At 63.8% G+C, this 17,320-nt stretch carries 19 protein-coding genes; 10 read left to right on the forward strand and 9 right to left on the reverse strand.

The genetic code is table 11. The annotated features are described in order from the left end of the window. Nucleotides 1-163 precede the first annotated feature (163 nt). From GSQ92_RS27075 to GSQ92_RS27085, 3 genes are all read left to right on the forward strand, one after another. Nucleotides 164-757 carry a hypothetical protein gene (locus tag GSQ92_RS27075; RefSeq protein ID WP_159014657.1) on the forward strand — a complete coding sequence of 198 codons (594 nt, stop codon included), beginning with the start codon at nt 164-166 and terminating at the stop codon, nt 755-757. 113 nt (nt 758-870) lie between these two features. Next, nucleotides 871-1,119 carry a hypothetical protein gene (locus GSQ92_RS27080; RefSeq protein WP_159014658.1) on the forward strand — a complete coding sequence of 83 codons (249 nt, stop codon included), beginning with the start codon at nt 871-873 and terminating at the stop codon, nt 1,117-1,119. Next, on the forward strand, nt 1,116-1,295 hold the full coding sequence (locus tag GSQ92_RS27085) for a hypothetical protein (protein ID WP_159014659.1): 180 nt from the start codon (nt 1,116-1,118) through the stop codon (nt 1,293-1,295). The genes GSQ92_RS27080 and GSQ92_RS27085 overlap by 4 nt, the downstream gene beginning before the upstream one ends. A 455-nt stretch (nt 1,296-1,750) precedes the next feature. On the opposite strand, the gene GSQ92_RS27090 is transcribed toward GSQ92_RS27085, so the two are convergent. After that, a complete protein-coding gene (locus tag GSQ92_RS27090; RefSeq protein ID WP_159014660.1) occupies nt 1,751-2,095 on the reverse strand; it encodes a hypothetical protein in 345 nt (114 codons plus the stop codon). Between the two features lie 184 nt (nt 2,096-2,279). On the opposite strand from GSQ92_RS27090, the gene GSQ92_RS27095 reads away from it, so the two are divergent. Continuing rightward, the gene (locus GSQ92_RS27095) at nt 2,280-2,471 is read left to right on the forward strand and encodes a hypothetical protein (protein ID WP_159014661.1); all 192 of its coding nucleotides are present in this window, start codon (nt 2,280-2,282) and stop codon (nt 2,469-2,471) included. 446 nt (nt 2,472-2,917) lie between these two features. On the opposite strand, the gene GSQ92_RS27100 is transcribed toward GSQ92_RS27095, so the two are convergent. Genes GSQ92_RS27100 through GSQ92_RS27110 form a run of 3 tightly spaced genes read right to left on the reverse strand, consistent with a single transcriptional unit; the run spans nt 2,918 to nt 6,462 of the window. Next, nucleotides 2,918-3,952, reverse strand: coding sequence for an ABC transporter permease (locus tag GSQ92_RS27100; RefSeq protein WP_159014662.1), 1,035 nt, complete (start codon nt 3,950-3,952; stop codon nt 2,918-2,920). After that, complete coding sequence (locus GSQ92_RS27105; protein WP_216856997.1) at nt 3,949-5,472, reverse strand: sugar ABC transporter ATP-binding protein; 1,524 nt, start codon at nt 5,470-5,472, stop codon at nt 3,949-3,951. The genes GSQ92_RS27100 and GSQ92_RS27105 overlap by 4 nt, the downstream gene beginning before the upstream one ends. Before the next feature lie 9 nt (nt 5,473-5,481). Further along, the gene (locus GSQ92_RS27110) at nt 5,482-6,462 is read right to left on the reverse strand and encodes an ABC transporter substrate-binding protein (protein WP_159014663.1); all 981 of its coding nucleotides are present in this window, start codon (nt 6,460-6,462) and stop codon (nt 5,482-5,484) included. A gap of 313 nt (nt 6,463-6,775) precedes the next feature. Between GSQ92_RS27110 and GSQ92_RS27115 the strand changes: the two genes are divergently transcribed. Then, entirely contained in the window at nt 6,776-7,678 is a 903-nt protein-coding gene (locus GSQ92_RS27115; protein WP_159014664.1) for an SIS domain-containing protein, read from the forward strand. Between the two features lie 29 nt (nt 7,679-7,707). Here GSQ92_RS27115 and GSQ92_RS27120 read toward each other — a convergent pair whose 3' ends face one another. The 5 genes from GSQ92_RS27120 to GSQ92_RS27140 are packed head-to-tail and all read right to left on the reverse strand — an operon-like array spanning nt 7,708 to nt 13,622. Next, entirely contained in the window at nt 7,708-8,481 is a 774-nt protein-coding gene (locus tag GSQ92_RS27120; RefSeq protein ID WP_159014665.1) for an SDR family NAD(P)-dependent oxidoreductase, read from the reverse strand. A gap of 54 nt (nt 8,482-8,535) precedes the next feature. Next, nucleotides 8,536-10,044, reverse strand: coding sequence for an FGGY-family carbohydrate kinase (locus GSQ92_RS27125; protein WP_159014666.1), 1,509 nt, complete (start codon nt 10,042-10,044; stop codon nt 8,536-8,538). Between the two features lie 24 nt (nt 10,045-10,068). Next, a complete protein-coding gene (locus tag GSQ92_RS27130) occupies nt 10,069-11,058 on the reverse strand; it encodes an ABC transporter permease (protein ID WP_159014667.1) in 990 nt (329 codons plus the stop codon). A gap of 1 nt (nt 11,059) precedes the next feature. Next, the gene (locus GSQ92_RS27135; protein ID WP_159014668.1) at nt 11,060-12,601 is read right to left on the reverse strand and encodes a sugar ABC transporter ATP-binding protein; all 1,542 of its coding nucleotides are present in this window, start codon (nt 12,599-12,601) and stop codon (nt 11,060-11,062) included. Between the two features lie 37 nt (nt 12,602-12,638). Then, a complete protein-coding gene (locus GSQ92_RS27140; protein ID WP_159014669.1) occupies nt 12,639-13,622 on the reverse strand; it encodes a substrate-binding domain-containing protein in 984 nt (327 codons plus the stop codon). A gap of 151 nt (nt 13,623-13,773) precedes the next feature. On the opposite strand from GSQ92_RS27140, the gene GSQ92_RS27145 reads away from it, so the two are divergent. From GSQ92_RS27145 to GSQ92_RS27165, 5 genes are all read left to right on the forward strand, one after another. Beyond that, a complete protein-coding gene (locus GSQ92_RS27145; RefSeq protein WP_216856998.1) occupies nt 13,774-14,406 on the forward strand; it encodes a glucose-6-phosphate isomerase in 633 nt (210 codons plus the stop codon). Then, nucleotides 14,403-15,053 (forward strand): bifunctional 4-hydroxy-2-oxoglutarate aldolase/2-dehydro-3-deoxy-phosphogluconate aldolase, encoded by a 651-nt coding sequence (gene eda, locus GSQ92_RS27150; RefSeq protein ID WP_159014670.1) that lies wholly within the window; start codon nt 14,403-14,405, stop codon nt 15,051-15,053. The genes GSQ92_RS27145 and eda overlap by 4 nt, the downstream gene beginning before the upstream one ends. A gap of 10 nt (nt 15,054-15,063) precedes the next feature. After that, nucleotides 15,064-16,029, forward strand: a complete 966-nt coding sequence (locus GSQ92_RS27155) for a shikimate dehydrogenase (protein WP_159014671.1) — start codon at nt 15,064-15,066, stop codon at nt 16,027-16,029. A gap of 42 nt (nt 16,030-16,071) precedes the next feature. Then, nucleotides 16,072-16,407, forward strand: a complete 336-nt coding sequence (locus GSQ92_RS27160) for an NAD(P)-dependent oxidoreductase (RefSeq protein ID WP_159014680.1) — start codon at nt 16,072-16,074, stop codon at nt 16,405-16,407. Continuing rightward, nucleotides 16,391-17,320 (forward strand): MBL fold metallo-hydrolase (locus GSQ92_RS27165; RefSeq protein ID WP_216856999.1); only part of this gene is annotated, 930 nt, incomplete at its 3' end. The genes GSQ92_RS27160 and GSQ92_RS27165, both read left to right, overlap by 17 nt.

Here is a 17,320-nt window from a genome sequence, read left to right on the forward strand (position 1 = left end):
ATCCCACGGGACGGGTGCGGCGGAAGGGCAGGCGGCACGGACAGGGGTTCCAGCCACCCGTCCGTGCCTCGCCCCTGCAAGGTCTCGCACCATGCCAGCGGCTGGCGGGGAGGCTACACCTATCGGCCGCGATGCTTGGCTCATATCCCTGTGTGGTGAGCCCATGCAGATCGAGAACGAGATGGATCGGTTGTCTGAGGCCGCTGGGGACGGCATACCGGGCTCTCCCGAACTGGCCACCAGTGTGCGTTTCGACCAGCAGGTTAGAGATCGGCGCAACGAACTGATTTCATCGATCTACGCGACATCAGTAACGACGCTAGAGAGGCTCGCCGCGAAAGCCGCAGTCGCCCTCAGGCTGGTCAGAACGACCCTAGCAATCAGCCAGCATACGAGTATCAGGCTGGTCACTCGCTCGCGACCTGCTTGGGAGGGCAGGCGTATGAGCGCCCGCATGCGGGAGAAGACCAAGGTCGCCCGCCATCCCTTCAGCGATCTTAGCTTCGTCCGCGACAACCCCGGCCGTTGCAACGGGCGAGATTTCTGGACGTCAGTACCGTCTGATGATTATGATGCCGATTGCCTGCTTGGTCAGGCTCTGGGGCAGGAGTATGTCGCCTGCTCCCGGCAGCACGAGGACTACGGTCAGCCCACGCTACCGCGCCACATCGTCAAGCGAATGATCGAGCGCGGCGACTTCAGTGGACTGCACATCGGCTTCTTCGGTGCCATCGCTAGCGCCGCAATGAGACCATAGCCGCCAGAGCCCGTGCCTTACGAGATGCTTTCTGAGGATGGACGAATCATGCAGGAGCTTGCCGAGAGGTGGCGCAACGGCGCGAGGTTCGCGCCGCCGGTTGATGGGTAGGTATGAGCGGCAGCTTCATCGACGCGATGAGGCCGTTAACTCCAGGCGAACGCCTCGCCTGGAGCGCCTACATCTCGCTGCCGTATGAGCACTGGCGAGCGGCGCGAGAGATGTTCCGGCGAGCCCATGATGGCTGGGACGCGCAGTCGAACCTGCGGAGCTTCGTAGCCCATACCGACGCGACTGATGAGAAGATGACTGCCTCGCTCGGGACAGCGCTTAAGGCGCTGGAGAAGGAGCGGGGCGCTTGAGCGAAGAAGCGCGGGATACGCTGCTAGCCGAGATCGCAGTGCCCGAGTGGGAGATCGCCCTCTACGAGACCGGAAACGTGACCATCCTGGAGAACGGTGAGCCTGTCACCACCGAAATCGTTGAGCGATGGTGGGAGAAGATTGCGGAGCTGCGGCTATTGACCGAAGCTCCCTGACCTTTTGAAAACAGAGCGGCATGGCCAAAACAACTCGGGCGGAACACAGGTTCACGGTCAAGGAAAACGCCTCGGGCCAACCTTGGCTTGTGTCGGAAGTGCTTAAAGGAGAAGAGCCGCGAGGAAGCGGTTTCGTGGGGTTCGACCTAACGCCTGGCACGACGATGCAACAGGCGGGAGACCTTGCTCAGACAATGAACCGATTCATTGTCTGCACTTCTTTCACGCGGTTTTAGGACTAGACCTTCGGGGGGCGAGTTCGGCACACCCTTCGGTGATTTGCCGACCAACGTCAGGCAAAGTTACGTTTCGTTGCGTTTCTACATCCTAAAAGGGAATTCGACCGATCCAAGATCTAGAGTAATGTTTTGCTGCTCACAGGGGCCACCCACTCTTAGGAGCAGAGACCTTCGTATCCCAGCTGGTTGCAGTCGGTGGAAGCCCGGCTTGAGCAGTTAGTGCTCGCGGGACACCGCGCTGGGCACGGTTGCAACTTCAGACTTTTCAGGCCCTTCGTCCTCCAGCTCTAGCCCATCGAGCTGAACGAGGCGCCATTTGACCGTCGCTATCCAAACTGCGGTTGCTTCGTCGAGTTCCAGCCTGCATTCGCCATAGAGCCGCAATATCTCCATGAGCTTGGCGCCCTCTTCAGTACGCAGCCGCAGCATGCCGTCATCGCTGTTGGGAAAGCCACTCATCGGATCACCCCCAAACGAGCCCACCAGGAACGGACAGACCATGCGGACTCGGCTCAGGTTATGGTGACGGATGCCAACCTCGCGAGTGGCGCGCCACTTCACGAAACTTTCCCTGGCCAGCCTATCGTTGGCACCATAGATGGTCCGGCGTAGCCTCAGGGGCTCGAAAAGGTACTCGGCCTATGGACGCGACAAAGGCTGGTTCGCCCACGAGATAACGCTGATCACGCACCCAATTGATGGTCATCGACGGCATCTTACGCTGCCATGCCGCTGGGTTGAGTTCGTGCAGAACTGGAATGCGACAGGGACCGGACGTTCGTTCTTCCAAATCTCGGCTAACGATACGGCCGGCCTGACGGCCGAGAAGTGGCATATACTCACATTCCGGGATGGCAGCGGCGACCAGCATCAATACGTCATCGACGAAGTCGAGGAGACCAAGCCCAACGTCATCCGGCTGACAAAAGTCGGATAAACCAACTATAATTAGTGCCCGCCGCGCGGCGGACACGAGTTGTCGTCGACTAGACTTACCTGGAAAATCCGATGACTGTTGACGTTCCTGTGTCCTGAACGGACCAAACGCTTTTCCCGCGGAAGAGAATGGACATGATCGTTACATCAGCAACACGCTTGCCCGGCAGCCATTCCGTGTAGAGGTGAACGGTATCAGGAGGCACTACATGAGGTCGGGGTGAGCCCGTGATCCTGCTCACGGCTTCCCGATGGCGTCCTTCATCTACTGACACAAGGTCATCCACGCCTTGGTGGAACAGTTCACAGTCATCGCACCCGACCTTTGCGTGCGGCGACACCGACCGGCCGCACGGCCCGATTTGAACAGATCTCAAACGCCTTAGCTTAGATCCATACTGAAATACAGGTGGCCGACGGCAATCGAATGTGCGTTGACGGGCAGCCTTACCGCGCATTGCCTTTCCGCACCTTGTCCAGCCAGACCGCGCCAGCAATGAGTGCGCCAATGACGATCTCCAGCGTGAAGGCGTTGATGCCGAGCAGATTGCCGCCATTGCTGATGGTGGTCATGATCAACGCACCGAAGATCGCGCCCAGGACAGAGCCTTGCGCGCCGTTGAGGCTGGCTCCGCCGATCACGGCGGCCGCGATGGCATAAAGCTCATAGCCCATGCCCGCCGTCGGCTCCGCCATCCGCACGCGCGCCGTCAACACGAGGCCGCCGATACCGGCCAACAGCGCACCGAGGGCATAGACGGCATAAATATTGGTACGGAGGTTGATGCCGCTCAGACGCGCCACCTCGGCGCTGGCGCCGATGGCGTAGAAGTTACGCCCCAACCGCATGCGGGTCAGCAGGACCGCCATAATCACCGCCAGGACCATCCAGACCCAGAATTGCGAGGGGATGCCGAGATACCGCGCCTCGCCGAAATGCAGGAAGCCGTCCGGCAGGCCGGTGATCATCGCCGCATCGGTGATGAGCTTGATGAAGCCGCGCACCATGGTCATGGTCGCGAGCGTCGCGATGAAGGGCGGAATGCGGCCCTCATAGATCATCACCGCGTTGATGACGCCAACGATGACCCCGGCGAGCAGACCACCGAGGCAGGCGACGATGGTCGGTACACCGTTGACCATCAGCATCGCCGAGATGACGCCGGTCAGGCCCGCTACGGCGCCCACCGAAAGATCGATGCCGCCGGTGATGATGATGGCGGTCACACCCAGCGCAATGATGCCGTTGATCGCCGCCTGCTTCACGAGGTTCGAGAGGTTGCCCTCCGTAAAGAAATAGGGCGAGGCGAAGCTCAGGATCACAAAGAAGGCGACCAGGATCGCGCCCAGCGTGAGTTCCGTGCTGTAGCGATGCCAGGCGGAGAAGCTGGATTGCCCGGGCCGATCGGAGCTGCCAGCCTTGGCGCCCTGCGTGACGCCCTTCTGCGTCGTGTCCCTTGAAGCGTCGGCTGGCGTCGTCATGCCGCGAGGCCGGAGGCAAGCCGCAGCAGCAACTCCTCCGTGGCCTCGTCCTTTGCAACAGTGTCCATGATGCGTCCCTTGTGCATGACCGCAATGCGATCCGACATGCCAATCACCTCTGGCAGATAGGAGGAGACCATGATGATGGCTCTGTCCTCGTTCGCGAGGCGGTGGATCAGGCCGTAGATTTCGAGGCGGGCGCCGACATCGACGCCGATGGTCGGCTCGTCGAAGAGGATTAGACGCGGATCGGTCGCCAGCCATTTGCCGACGACAACCTTTTGCTGATTCCCGCCCGAAAGATTTACGACCTTCTGAAAAGGCGAAGGCGTGCGTATGTTCAGCGCGTCGATGAAGCGCTTCGTGACCGCCTGCTCAGCGCCACTGTCCAGGAAGCCGACGCGACCCTTACTCTGGCTGCGCACGAGATTGATGTTGGTGTGGATGTCGAGCTGCAGCGCGAGCGACTGGTGCTTGCGGTCTTCTGTGAGCAGCGCAACGCCCTTCTGGATCATGCCGAGCGGCGCGCGCGGACGGACGGGCTTGCCGTCCAGCACAATCTCGCCCTCGTCGTAATCGTCGGCGCCGAAGAGCACGCGCATTAGCTCCGTGCGGCCGGCGCCGACCAAGCCGTACATGCCAAGGATCTCCCCCCGCCGCACTGTCAGATCGACCCCGTTGAGCCGCCCATGGGCTTTCAACCCGCGCACGTTTAAACAGACCTCGCCAGGCGTGGGATCGCGATGCGGGTAGGCCTTGTCGAGCGACCGCCCAACCATAAGGGCGACGATCCTGTCCTCATCCACCTCCGAGACCCGCACGCGCTGCACGAAGCGGCCGTCCTTGAGGATGGTGGCCGTGTCGCAGATCCGGAAGATCTCCTCCAACCGGTGAGAGATATAGACGATCGCCTTCCCCTCGGCACGCAGCCGGGCGATGATGCCGAACAGCGTATCGGTCTCGGCATTGGTGAGGAGGGCGGTCGGCTCATCGAAGATGATGAGCCGCGCGCCGCCCCAGACCACCTTGGCGATGGCGATAAGCTGTTGCTGCGCGATGGGGAGTTCCGCCACCTTCAGGCGCGCATCCGTCAGGATGCCGAGCTGGCGGAGGAAGGCATCGGTCTCTCGCCAGACGCGTGACCAATCCACCAGCCCGCCGGCTTTGGGTAGGTGGCCCATGAAGAAGTTCTCGCCCACGGTCAGCGGTTGGGCGAGGGTCACGTCCTGATAAACTGCCGCAAGGCCGAGGGCCTGGGCACGAAGAGGCGAGCGGATATCTACCGCCGCACCGTCCCAGATAATCTGCCCCTCGTCGCGTTGGATGGCGCCCATCATGATCTTGATGAGCGTCGACTTGCCCGCGCCGTTCTCGCCCAGCAGGGCGTGCACCTCTCCGGAGGAGACATGCAGCGAGACATCCGAAAGCGCCTTCACCCCCGGGTAGCTCTTGCTGACGCCTTGCAGCTGCAGCAAGGGCGCGGCGGTCGCGACCGGGTTCACCCCCATCAGGACCGACATCGGGCCAGCCTATTCCTTGCGGGTCAGCGGGTTCAGGAGGCCCTTCGAAGCGGGTTGGTCCATCGTGTCTTTGGTGATCACGGCGACGCCGGTATCAGTGTAGGCGGGCAGCGTCTTCTTATCGATCGCCTGCATCACGTAATCGACGCCCTTGTAGCCCATACTGTAGGGGTCCTGCACCACGAGGGCGCTGAGGTTGCCCTGGCGCAGCGCATCCACTTCCTGCGGGTCGGAATCGAAAGCGATGGCGACGATCTTGCCGCTCCGGCCGCTGCCACGAATGGCGAGCGCCGTGCCGTCTGCCGAATGGTTGTTGTCGGCGAAGAAGCCGAGAATGTCGGGATTGGCAGAGATCACGTCGGTCGCTGAGGACATCGCTTTCTGGATGTCGTTGTCGACGTAGCGCACGGGCAGGATCTTGAGGTCGGGCGCGATCTCTGCCAAGCGCTTGGTGAAGCCCGTGTCGCGCTGGGTCAGCACCTCGACGCCGGCATAGGCGCTGATGAGGCCGATTTTGCCCTTCAAGGCCACGCCGTTTGCTTTCAACATGGCGACGAGCTTGTCGGCGGCAAGCGCGCCGGCCTTGAGGTTGTCGGTCGCGAGATGCGCGGTCACATTGGTGCCGCGCACGCGATTATCGGCGGTCACGACGGGAATGCCCTGGGACATGGCGTCCGAAATCGCCGCGACTGGCGCGTCGGAGCTGGAGGGTGCGATCAGGATGCCGTCGGGATGGCGCGTCACGACATTCTCGAGGATGGAGACCTGCTGGTCGACATCGGTCTCGGAGGGCGGGCCGTAGATCGTGACCTTCACGCCCGGATGCTCATGCGCGTAATTCTGCGCGCCGACGACCATGTACTGCCAGAAGTCGGAATCGGTCGCCTTGATGATGACGGCGATATTCTTGTCCTTAGCAAAAGCTGGCATAGCGGCAGCGGCGCTCAGCGCCAGAACGGCGGCGGCCGTTATCAGAAAGGTGCGTCTCACTGTGATTCTCCCAGGACGTTCTTCATTGGGGACAACGTTGCTCCGAGGCGGGCCAAGCGCTGTCACATCGGTTTCTACGATCCGTTTGTAGTGTAAGTCCACGTTCCGCAGGTCGTCAAAGCGCATTTGTGAAGCGTCAGGCGACGGCCTTCTTGCTGCACCGCCGCTAACGTAGCGTCGCTACATTGTCAGCCTAGGTTACAAAGCCTTTTTCCGATGGATTGGCGGCGATCGCCCAAGAGGCTACGAGCGGTTCGGTCTTCCCTCCTGGACCGGACTGTTTCGCCCGATTAACAAAAGAGGCCGCCGCCGCATGTCCAATTTTATCGAATTGCAAGACCGCCGGCCCGGCCCAAATATCCTCGAAGTCGTCCGTCTCTCGGTCGATTCGCTGCGCAAGTCGGAGCGCAAGGTGGCGGAACTCGTCCTCGCCAGTCCCGGGCGCATCTTCGCTGCGACGGTCGCGGAAGTGGCGGAGGCGGCCGGCGTCAGCCAGCCCACCGTCATCCGCTTCTGCACCGCCGTCGGTTGCGCCGGTTTCCATGATTTCAGATTGCGCCTGGCGCAAAGTGTCGCCCTCGGCACGCCGGCCACGCATTCCGTCATCACGGCCGAGGATTCGCCGATGGCTGTGGTCGCGAAGATCTTCGAATATACCATCACCAGCCTCGACTGGGCGCGTCATCACCTCGACCCGGCGGCGCTGGCAGCGGCGATCGATATCCTGTCGAACGCGCGATCGATTAGCTTCCTGGGCTTCGGCGCCTCCGGCCTCGTGGCGCAGGATGCCGAGCAGAAGTTCCCGCTCTTCGGCGTGCCCTGCAGCGCGCCCTTGGACACGCATCAGCAGATCATGACCGTCGCCATGATGGGACCGGGTGATGTGGTTGTCGCGATCTCCAACACCGGCTCCTCTGTCGGCGTGATCGAGGCGGCGCGCATCGCCAAGGAAAAGGGCGCAGCGACCATCGCCCTGACCGGAGCTCATGCCGCCCTCTCCGCCCAATGCGACGTGATGCTGCTGGTGGAGACGCTGGACAATACCGATGTCTTCACCCCCACCACATCGCGCGTTGCAGCGCTGGTCATCATCGACGTGCTCGCGATTGCCGTGGCGCTCCGCCGAAGCGGCCCTGGACTCGACCGGCTGCGGCAGATGAAGGAGACCCTGCGGGACTATCGCCAGGGTCTGATTGGGCCGAAGCCGGCCGAATAGGGAGGCAGGCGCCCCCTGGCCCGCTCGGCTCACCAGCAGGTATAACCCCCATCGGCGAGCACAATCGATCCCGTCATCAGGCTTGCCGCCTCGGACGCGAGGAACAGCACTACGGAGGCAACTTCCTCGACCTTGCCCAACCTGTTCATCGGTGTACCGCCCACCCAATGGCGATACATCTCGGGATCCTTGTAGACATAGGCATTGAGTTCGGTGTCGATGTAGGTCGGTGCCACGGCATTCACCCGCACGCCGCGCGGCGCCCATTCCGCGGCGAGCGAGCGGGTGAGCTGATGCACCCCGGCCTTGGAGGCATTGTACTGCGCCTGCGCCTGCGGGCGATTCACGATCTCCCCCGACATGGAGCCGATATTCACGATCGCGCCGGCGCCCTTCTCCAGCATGCTCCGACCGAAGGTGCGGCAGCACCAGAAGGTGCCGTTGAGGTTGACGTCAATGACCTTGAGCCAGGTCGCGTCGTCCATCGTCTCCGCCGGGCGGTTGCTGATCGCGATGCCGGCATTGTTGACGAGGATGTCGACGCGGCCATGTCGGGCGAACACCACCCCATGCACCCGTTCCACCGCGCGCGGATCAGTCACGTCCAGCATTTCAGCCGAGGCCGCGTAACCCCGGCCGGAAACGGCCGCTGCGGAGGCCGCCGCCGCCGCCGCATCGAGGTCGGTGATCACCACCGCCGCCCCTGACTCGGCCAGCGCCTCGGCGCAGGCGAGGCCGATGCCCCGCGCTGCACCGGTGACTACGGCGACTTTCCCATCCAGACGCAATTTATCAAGATACATGTCGCCAGTTCCGTTCGTTGGTTGCGGGAGCAGGCGGCCGCAAGAGCGGGCTTCTCACGGATCGGAGGCCAGCGTATCCAGGGCGTCGTAAAGCCCCTGACTCTGGCGATAAAGCGTGTCGAAGGTCGGCTGCATGCGGGCGTAACGCTCGACCCAGGCAGGGTCGGGCAGGATCTCGTCCTGGTACCGCACATGGGCATCGACGGCGGCCTGCAGCGTAGAAAAGCGGCCCGTGGCAACGGCCGCCATGGCGGCGCAGCCGATCAGGCCGCTCTCCGCTTCTTGCGGCACCAGCAGCGGCAGGTTGTAAGCGCTGGCCTTGATCTTGAGCCAGAGCGGGCTCTTCGCCCCGCCACTGGCCGCTACCACCCGCTCCACCCGGCGTCCGGCACGCTCCGCCATGATGCGAAGTGCGCGGTTGCCCGCGAAGGCCACGCCCTCTAGCAGCGCGCGATCCAGATGCGGTAGGCCATGCGCAGCGGCGAGGCCGAAATACTGCGCTCGGGCATTGCGGTGTTTGCCGAGCCGCTCGCCTGTGAGAAAGGGCAGGAAGAACAGGCCCTCGCTGCCTGCTGGAGCGGTTGCCGCGAGATCCATGATACCGGCGTAATCCAGACGTCGCTCATGCAACGCTCTACGAGACCAGCGCACGGCATCCCCGCCCGTCTCCAACAGGACGAAGGCACCCCAGCCGCCTTCGATTGTAGCGACATTGCAGATCTCGGCATCGAGGATCGGCTGCTCGGCGATGACGGTGATGATGCAGGAGGTGCCCGTGACATCGGAAGCAAGGCCCGGGCGGCAGACGCCGGATCCGAGCAAGGCCGTGGGATAGTCCGCGCCGCCAACGAGTACCGGGGTACCTTCCCGCAGCCCCGTCTCCGCCGCCGCGCGGGCCGTGACGGTGCCTAGAATCTCCAGCGAGGGCCGGATGGCCGGCAGCTTGCCGGCGTCAAGGTCGAGCATGCCAATCATTGCGGCCGACCAATCGCCGCTGCGGCTATCCATGAGGAAGCTGCAGGAGGCATCGCCTGAATCCATCGCCACCTGGCGGGTCAGCCGATGGTTGATGAAGTCCTTGGGCATCAGCACATGGGCGGCGCGGCGATAGGCGTCGGGGTCATGGTCGCGCAGCCAGGCGAGCTTGAAGCCGGGCCAGGCTGGGGTTGGCGGATTGCCGCTATCGGCGAGGTAGTCGGCAAGATCATGCGCCGCCTCGAAAGCGGTCACCGCCTCGGCGGTGCGCTTGTCGTTCCAAAGCGGCGCGGTCTCGCGCGTGAGATCGCCCTCGGCGTCAACCAGCACCGTGCCATGCATCTGGCCGCAGGCGCAGATCACCTCGATCCGCGCTCGGGCATTGGACTCCGCACCCAGCACTTCGCGGATGGCGGCGACCGTCCCTTCCCACCACTGCGCGGGCTTCTGCTCGGCCCAGCCAAATTGCGGCACGATCTGTTCATGCTCGCGGGCGGCAACGCGCAGCACATGACCGTCCGCGTCCAGCAGCGCCGCGCGCGCACTGCCGGTGCCGACATCGATGGCGAGGGTGAGGTTGCGGATCATCAATGCACTCTGGCGCCTCGACGCTTACTTCCTGAACCAGCGGGAACCGTGTTGTAGCAGCATGGCGATGACGATGATGGCGCCCATGCAGACCTGCTGGTTGTAGCCCGGCACGCCGACGAGGTTCATGATATTGCCGATCACCCCCATCACCAGCGCGCCGAGCAGCGTGTTGATGACGCCGCCGCGGCCGCCCATCAGGCTGGCGCCGCCGATGACGACGGCGGCGATGACGTTGAGCTCCGCGCCGACGCCGATGACGCCCGAGCCGACGCCGGTGCGGCTGGTGCTTATGACGCCGGCCAGTGCCGCCAGTGCGCCGGAGACGACATAGACCGCCATGACATAGCGCGGCACCGGGATGCCGGAAAGTCGCACCGCCTCGCGGTTGGAGCCGATCGCCTTCACCGTGCGGCCAAACTTCGTAAAGTTCAGGACGACCCCGGCGACGACGAAGACGACCGTCATGAGGATCACGGGGTCCGGCACGCCAAGGAAGAAGCCGGAGCCGAAATCTGTCAACCAGGCGCCGACATCCTCGTCCATCATTATCGGCTGGCCGTTGGAGACGATGAGCGCGAAGCCGCGCACCGCCGTCATGGCCGCAAGGGTGATTACGAAGGGCGGCAAGCCGGCATAGGCGACGAGAATGCCAGTGACCAGGCCGCAAGCCGCTCCGGCCGTCACCGCCGCGCCGATGCCGATCGCGGTGCCATGCAGGCCGATGACGATGGCGCTCGCGACGCTGCCGAGGGCCAGGATCGACCCCACGGAAAGATCTATGCCGCCGGTCAGGATCACGAAGAGCATGCCGACCGCCATGATGCCGGTGCCGGCGATCTGGCGCAGCACGTTCATGATGTTGCGATCGGTGAGGAACGCGTCCGACTGCCAGGCGGCGCCCACCATCAGCAGCACGAAGATGCAGAGCGTGCCGTAGCGGCGAAAGAACTCGCCGGCATCGAACGAACGGCGCGGTGCCGAGCCGGGGGCGGCTGTCGTGGTCTGACTCATTTCAATGCACCGCCTGATGGGTATGGGCGGGAAGCGCTTTCGGCGCTGCCTCCGCCGTCGCGACCGGCCGCGTCATTGCCAGCGCTAGCAGCTTCTCTTCGGTATAATCCTTGGGCGTGAGCGTGCCGCGCAGCTCGCCCTCCGCCATGACCAGCACACGGTCACAGAGGCCGAAAAGCTCCTGATGTTCCGAGGAGATGACGAGGATCGCCTTGCCCGAGGTGGCGAGATCCTCGATCAGCCTGTAGATCTCGGCCTTGGCGCTGACATCGACACCGCGCGTCGGCTCATCCAGGATGATGACGTCACCATCGGCATGGAACCACTTCGCCAATACGACCTTCTGCTGGTTGCCGCCGGACAGGCTGGAGACCGGCGCCTCCACCCCCGCCGATTTCAGTTGCAGACGCTCGCTGAGCCTGATCACAGTCGCGCGCTCGGTTTGGCGGCGGATGAAGCCAATGGCGTTCACCACGGGCTGCATCCGTGCCAGCGTCGTATTGATGCGGATCGACAAGTCGAGGATGGCGCCGTGATGTTTGCGATCCTCCGGCACCAGCCCGATGCCCGCCAACACCGCATCTAGCGGGGAGCCGATCTTCACCGGCTTGCCATGCATGTGGATTTCCCCCGTCTCCCGCGCATCGGCGCCGAAGATGAGGCGCGCCGTCTCAGTCCGGCCGGAACCGACGAGTCCGCCGAGGCCGACTATCTCCCCAGCATGGACGGCGAGACTGACGCCGCGCACCCTGGCACCGCGCCGCAGGTTATCCGCACGCAATACCTCGGCGCCGATCTTCCGATGCTCCAATTTGGGGAACATCGTGGAAAGCGGGCGACCCACCATCATGCGGATGACGTCGTCGATGCGCGATTCCTGCGGCGTCGTGACGCCGACAAGCGCGCCGTCCTTCATTACGGTCATCCGGTCGGCGATGCGGAAGACCTCTTCCAGGCGATGCGAGATGTAGACGATGCCGACACTGGAATCGCGCAGCACGGCGATGATCTCGTGCAGCCGCTCGGCATCGCGCGTTGAGAGCACGGCAGTCGGTTCGTCGAAGACGATGATCTTTACGTCGCGCGAGAGCGCCTTGGCGATCTCCACCACCTGTTGCTGCGCGACCGCGAGATCGCCCAGGCGGCGCCGTACATCGAGATCGAAGCCCATGCGGGCCACGACCTTGCGCGCCCGCTCGTTGAGCGTCCGCCAGGAGATGACGCCCGGCAATTCGCGCAGGAAGATGTTCTCAGCGACCGAGAGGTCTGGCGCGAGCGCCAGTTCCTGATGAATCACGGCGATGCCGAGATCGGCGGCGGCCTTAGGATCTGCGAGGGTTAGGGGCCGACCCGCGAAGGTGATTGTGCCGGCATCGGGCGACACCTCGCCGCCCACCACGCGCATGAGAGTGGATTTGCCGGCTCCGTTTTCGCCGAGCAGGGCATGGACCTCGCCGGCCCGGAGAGAGAAGTCGACGCCCTTGAGCGCCCGCACGCCGCCGAAGGATTTGGTAATGCCGCTCAGCGTCAGAAGGTCCCCCATGGCCGTCTCGTTCCCCTGACCCTCGCCTGGGGCCGTCTTAGAAGACGGCCTTTGGGTTGTAGTAGGTGTCGACATTGCCCTGGTTGATCACGGCGGGCTTCGTATAGTCGACACGTGGGAAATCGGCGGGCAGCTTGCCGGCGAGCGCCTTGAGGCCGATATCGACGCCGGTGCGCGCCACGAGATCGGGGTTGTTGAGGCCGGTCGCGCCGTATTCACCCTTCTTGATGAGCTCCAGCGCGTCTTTCTGGCCGTCGGCGGCGGCGACCAGCAGCACGCCGTCCAGTTTATGTGCCTCCTTCAGAGCGTCGCGGGCGCCGAGCACCATGCTGTCATTCTCGCCGAGCACGACGTTCACCTCGGGATGGGCGGTGAGGATGTCCTCCATTGCCTTGAGACCGCCATCGGTGTTCCAGCCGCCCCAGCCCTGGGCAACGACATCGAAGCCGGCATGGCCGCTCTGCACGAGTTGCTGCTCCAGGATGCCCTTCAGCACGCCGAGCCGTCGCGCTTCGCCCACGATATTGCCCTTGTCGCCGGAGAGCAGCGCGATCTTCATGGGCTTGCCGGCCATCTTCTGGGCGATCCACTTGCCGACCAGGAAGCCGTTCTGATCGTTTGAGGACTGCACCAGCGTCACATAGCGGGCCTTGGGGTCCAGGCCACTATCGATCACCACAACCTTGGTGCCGGCGCGGACGGCGGCATTGACCGCCGGCACCAAACCCTCGGGGTCTCGCGGGTTGATGATGAGAAGCTGCACGCCTTTGGAGACCATGTCCTCGACATCGCCGATCTGCTTCGTGAGATCGTTCTGGCCGTCGGCGGTCGTCACGGTGCAGCCGGCTTTCTTCGCCTGGTCCACGGCGGCGGCCATCTGAGCTGCGTAATAGGGCGCGCCGAGCGTGAACATCGAGACGCCGACCGAACAGGCGGCCTGGGCGCCGGATGCCACCAGCGGCGCGAAGCCGAGGGCGAGGGCCGAACCGAGCAGGAATCGACGCAAAGATGTGACGGTCATGAACTGTTCCCCAAAACCTTTTGCTGAAGCTTTTTTGTAGTGCTAGTTCAGGAAATTCACTCCGTCAACGTAAAACCCCTCAGTTTGGGGATTTTGTTTCCGCCAAAGGTCGATTAAAGGTAGCTATACTACAAGAATTGAGGGGCGAATCGTGAAACTAGTCGAACCGGCGATCTGCCAAGTGTCGGTGTGCAAAGGGCGGCTCGAAAAGGCCTCGGGCCGCTACACCAAAAATCTCTCCGATCTCGCCGGGCTCTATGCGGATGACGCGGCTTTCGCCGCGGCGCTCGCAGATGGTGACCGCATGGTCTACGAAGTCACCGAGTTCCGCCCTTCCGCTGCCACCGGCGACCTGATCTTTGGCGTCACCCGTATGTCTCCGGGCCGCATCGGCGACGAGTTCTTCGTCACGCGCGGCCACATCCATGTTCGTGCCGACCGATCCGAAATCTATTACGGCGAGAGCGGCCAGGGGGTCATGCTGCTGGAAAACCCCGAAGGCGAGATTCGTGCGCTGCCGATCGGGCCGCGGGAAATCTGCTACGTGCCGCCATATTGGATCCACCGCTCCGTCAATGTCGGAGATGCGGATCTCGTCATGACATTCGCCTATCCGGCCGATGCCGGCCAGGATTACGCGATCATCGAGAAATCGGGCGGCATGCGCTCCCGTGTCGTCGCAGATGGCGCGGGCTGGAAGCTCACCGACAATACGCAGCACTGTCCGCGCGACAGGGCCGCGATCGACGCCCTCTTCGCCCAAGCCCCGGGGCCGCAGGCATGAGCAGCGACCTCTTCGACCGTATCGCCGCCATCGGCGTCATACCCGTCATCGCCATCGAGAATGCGGCCCAAGCCGTGTCACTGGCCGATGCGCTGCTGGAGGGCGGCCTGCCGCTCGCCGAGATCACCTTCCGCACCACAGCGGCGGCCGAGGTCATGGCGACGCTGCGCGACAAGCGGCCGGAGTTGCTGGTCGGCGCAGGCACCATCCTCGACAGCGCCTCGCTGGATGCCGCCAAGGCGAGCGGCGCGCTCTTCGGCCTCGCGCCGGGCTACGATGCCGAGATTGTCGCCGAAGCCGGAAGAATTGGCCTACCCTTCGCGCCCGGCATCATGACACCGAGCGAATTGGGTGCCGCGCTGAAACAGGGTGCCCGGCTCTGCAAGTTCTTCCCAGCCGGCACCGCGGGCGGCCCCGCGGCGCTCGCCGGCATCTCCACCCCCTTCGCCCATCTGGGCTGCCGCTTCATTCCGACAGGTGGCGTGACCGAGGCGAACCTGCCCGACTGGCTGGCAGTGAAAGACGTGCTCGCCGTTGGCGGCACCTGGATCGCGACGACCAGCGATATCGCCAATGGCCGCTGGGCCGAGATCGCCGCCAAGACCCGCGCCGCCGTCGCCCGTGTCCGCGAAGCACGCGGAGGATAAGGACACACCGATGGCTCTTCCCCCGCCCGCCAACCAGCCGACGCTGTATTTCATCGGCGTCTCCACTGGCCAAAGCTCCATCATGCGCGTCTTCCCAGCCTGGGCGGCGCATCTCGGCCTCGATGCCGAGATCAAGGGCATCGATTTCCCGCTACATGCCGACCCCGCCATCTATCGCGAAGCGATCAAATTCATCCGCGACGACCCGATGTCGATGGGTGCGCTGGTGACCACGCATAAGATCGACCTCTTCAAGGCCTGCCACGAGCTTTTCGATGTCATCGATCCGCACGCGGCGTTCATGGGCGAGACGAGTTGCATCTCGAAGGAGAATGGCCGCCTCGTCTGCCACGCCAAGGATCCGATCAGCTCCGGCCTCTCGATCGACGGATTCCTCCCGCCCGACCATTTCGCCGGGACGGCGGCCGAAGTCTTCTCGATTGGTGCCGGCGGTTCGACCATCGCGCTGACCTGGCACCTTATGCGCACCGCGCGCGGCGCGAACGTGCCGAGCCGTATCATCGTCTCCAACCGCAGCCAGGAGCGGTTGGACGAGATCCGCCGCATCCACCGTGGCCTGTCGACCACGGCGAAGCTCGACTACGTTCTTGCACCTCAGCCTGAGCAGAATGACGCCGTAGTGGCGGCTCTCAAGCCCGGCTCGCTGGTGATTAACGCGACGGGCCTTGGCAAGGACGCACCCGGATCGCCGCTGACGGATGCGGTGCAGTTCCCAGAGCAGGGCATCGTCTGGGATCTGAACTACCGCGGCGATCTCATCTTTCTCGACCAGGCGCGCGTCCATGCCGCGGCGAAGCATCTGCAAATAGAAGATGGCTGGACCTACTTCATCCATGGCTGGACCCAGGTCATCGCCGAGGTCTTCCATATCGCGATTCCAACCAGTGGCCTGGATTTCGACGCGCTCGCGAAGATCGCGGACGATGTTGGGGCCGTGAAGCGGGCGAGACCATGACCGGCAAGATTCTCGTTACGCCGCGCTCCCTCACGGCTCACGCTGCACTGCCCGCCGCTGCCGGGCAGCCACCCACTAATCGATGCCGAAGCGCTTGCCCTCATGCCGCGCGGCGGGGTGCTGGTAAATACAGCCCGCGCCACCTTGGTGGATGAGGGGGCGATCCTGGCGGCGCTGCAAGGCGGCCAGCTCGACATCTATGCCGCCGATGTCTTCGCCGAGGAGCCTCCGCGTTCGCTCGCGCTTGCCGGCCATTCGCATGTGATTGCGACCAGCCATATCGGCGCCTTCACTGAGGAGAGCGTCGATCGCGCCACCGTCGCCGCGATTGAGAATCTGTTGACGGCCCTGAGTGAGAGCAATGGCCGCACGGCTTGAGGCTCTCCCCTTCGTGGGCGGCCTGCGCGGTCGTCTGAAGCAGCCCGAACAGCCTGGCCTCTCACTTTACTGGTTGGGCCAGGCAGGCTTCCTGCTGCGGGGGGCTGGCCTCATCGTGCTGATCGACCCCTACCTCTCGGACTCCTTGGCCGAGAAGTATCGTGGCACGCCGCTGCCGCATCGCCGGATGATGCCGTCGCCGATTGCGCTGGAGGAGCTTGGCGCGCCCGACCTCATCCTCTGCACACATCACCACACCGACCATATGGACCCAGGCACGCTGGCGCCGTTGCTGGCGCGCTGGCCCGGGCTGCGGCTCGTGGCGCCGCGCGCGAAGCTTACGGAGGCTGCGGCGCGTAGCGGCGTCGGGGCCGAGCGTATCATCACCATGGATGCAGGCGAGTCGATCGAGCCCCTCCCAGGCCTCGTCATCCGCGCCATTCGCGCGGCGCATGAGACGCTTGAGCGCGACCCAGCGGGCGCCCATGTCTTCCTCGGCTACTGCTTGACGCTAGGGGGTGCGACAGTCGTGCATATCCGGGGATACGGTGCCTTTTCCGGGCCAGGCAGAGGAGATGCACGACCTCGGCGCGGACCTCGCTTTGTTTCCCGTCAACGGCCGCTCGGCAGCGCTTGCGGCACAACGGGTCCCGGGCAATTTCTTCCTGGCCGAGGCTATCGCCACGGCGACCGCCGCGGGAATTCCGGCGATGCTCGCCCATCACTATGGCATGTTCGATTTCAATACCGTGCCGCGCAGCCTTATCGAAGCTCAGGCGTCCGAGCCCCGCCTCCCCATCTTTCTCCTACCTGCGGCAGTTGGTGTGGAATATCACCTGTCCGCGATATGCTCTCCCACGATATCGTAAAGCCTTTGCGGCACCTCAGTTGCGTGTATCCGGTGGCCACCCGT

The organism is Acidisoma sp. S159 (assembly GCF_009766125.1).
In the GTDB taxonomy this organism is placed as follows: Bacteria; Pseudomonadota; Alphaproteobacteria; order Acetobacterales; family Acetobacteraceae; genus Acidisoma.

Coding starts and splice junctions, on each gene's coding strand:
- eda (WP_159014670.1), top strand. CDS start 14,403: ATGAGCAGCGACCTCTTCGACCGTATCGCCGCCATCGGCGTCATACCC.
- GSQ92_RS27130 (WP_159014667.1), bottom strand. CDS start 11,058: ATGAGTCAGACCACGACAGCCGCCCCCGGCTCGGCACCGCGCCGTTCG.
- GSQ92_RS27075 (WP_159014657.1), top strand. CDS start 164: ATGCAGATCGAGAACGAGATGGATCGGTTGTCTGAGGCCGCTGGGGAC.
- GSQ92_RS27140 (WP_159014669.1), bottom strand. CDS start 13,622: ATGACCGTCACATCTTTGCGTCGATTCCTGCTCGGTTCGGCCCTCGCC.
- GSQ92_RS27115 (WP_159014664.1), top strand. CDS start 6,776: ATGTCCAATTTTATCGAATTGCAAGACCGCCGGCCCGGCCCAAATATC.
- GSQ92_RS27155 (WP_159014671.1), top strand. CDS start 15,064: ATGGCTCTTCCCCCGCCCGCCAACCAGCCGACGCTGTATTTCATCGGC.
- GSQ92_RS27100 (WP_159014662.1), bottom strand. CDS start 3,952: ATGACGACGCCAGCCGACGCTTCAAGGGACACGACGCAGAAGGGCGTC.
- GSQ92_RS27080 (WP_159014658.1), top strand. CDS start 871: ATGAGCGGCAGCTTCATCGACGCGATGAGGCCGTTAACTCCAGGCGAA.
- GSQ92_RS27125 (WP_159014666.1), bottom strand. CDS start 10,044: ATGATCCGCAACCTCACCCTCGCCATCGATGTCGGCACCGGCAGTGCG.
- GSQ92_RS27105 (WP_216856997.1), bottom strand. CDS start 5,472: ATGTCGGTCCTGATGGGGGTGAACCCGGTCGCGACCGCCGCGCCCTTG.
- GSQ92_RS27135 (WP_159014668.1), bottom strand. CDS start 12,601: ATGGGGGACCTTCTGACGCTGAGCGGCATTACCAAATCCTTCGGCGGC.
- GSQ92_RS27120 (WP_159014665.1), bottom strand. CDS start 8,481: ATGTATCTTGATAAATTGCGTCTGGATGGGAAAGTCGCCGTAGTCACC.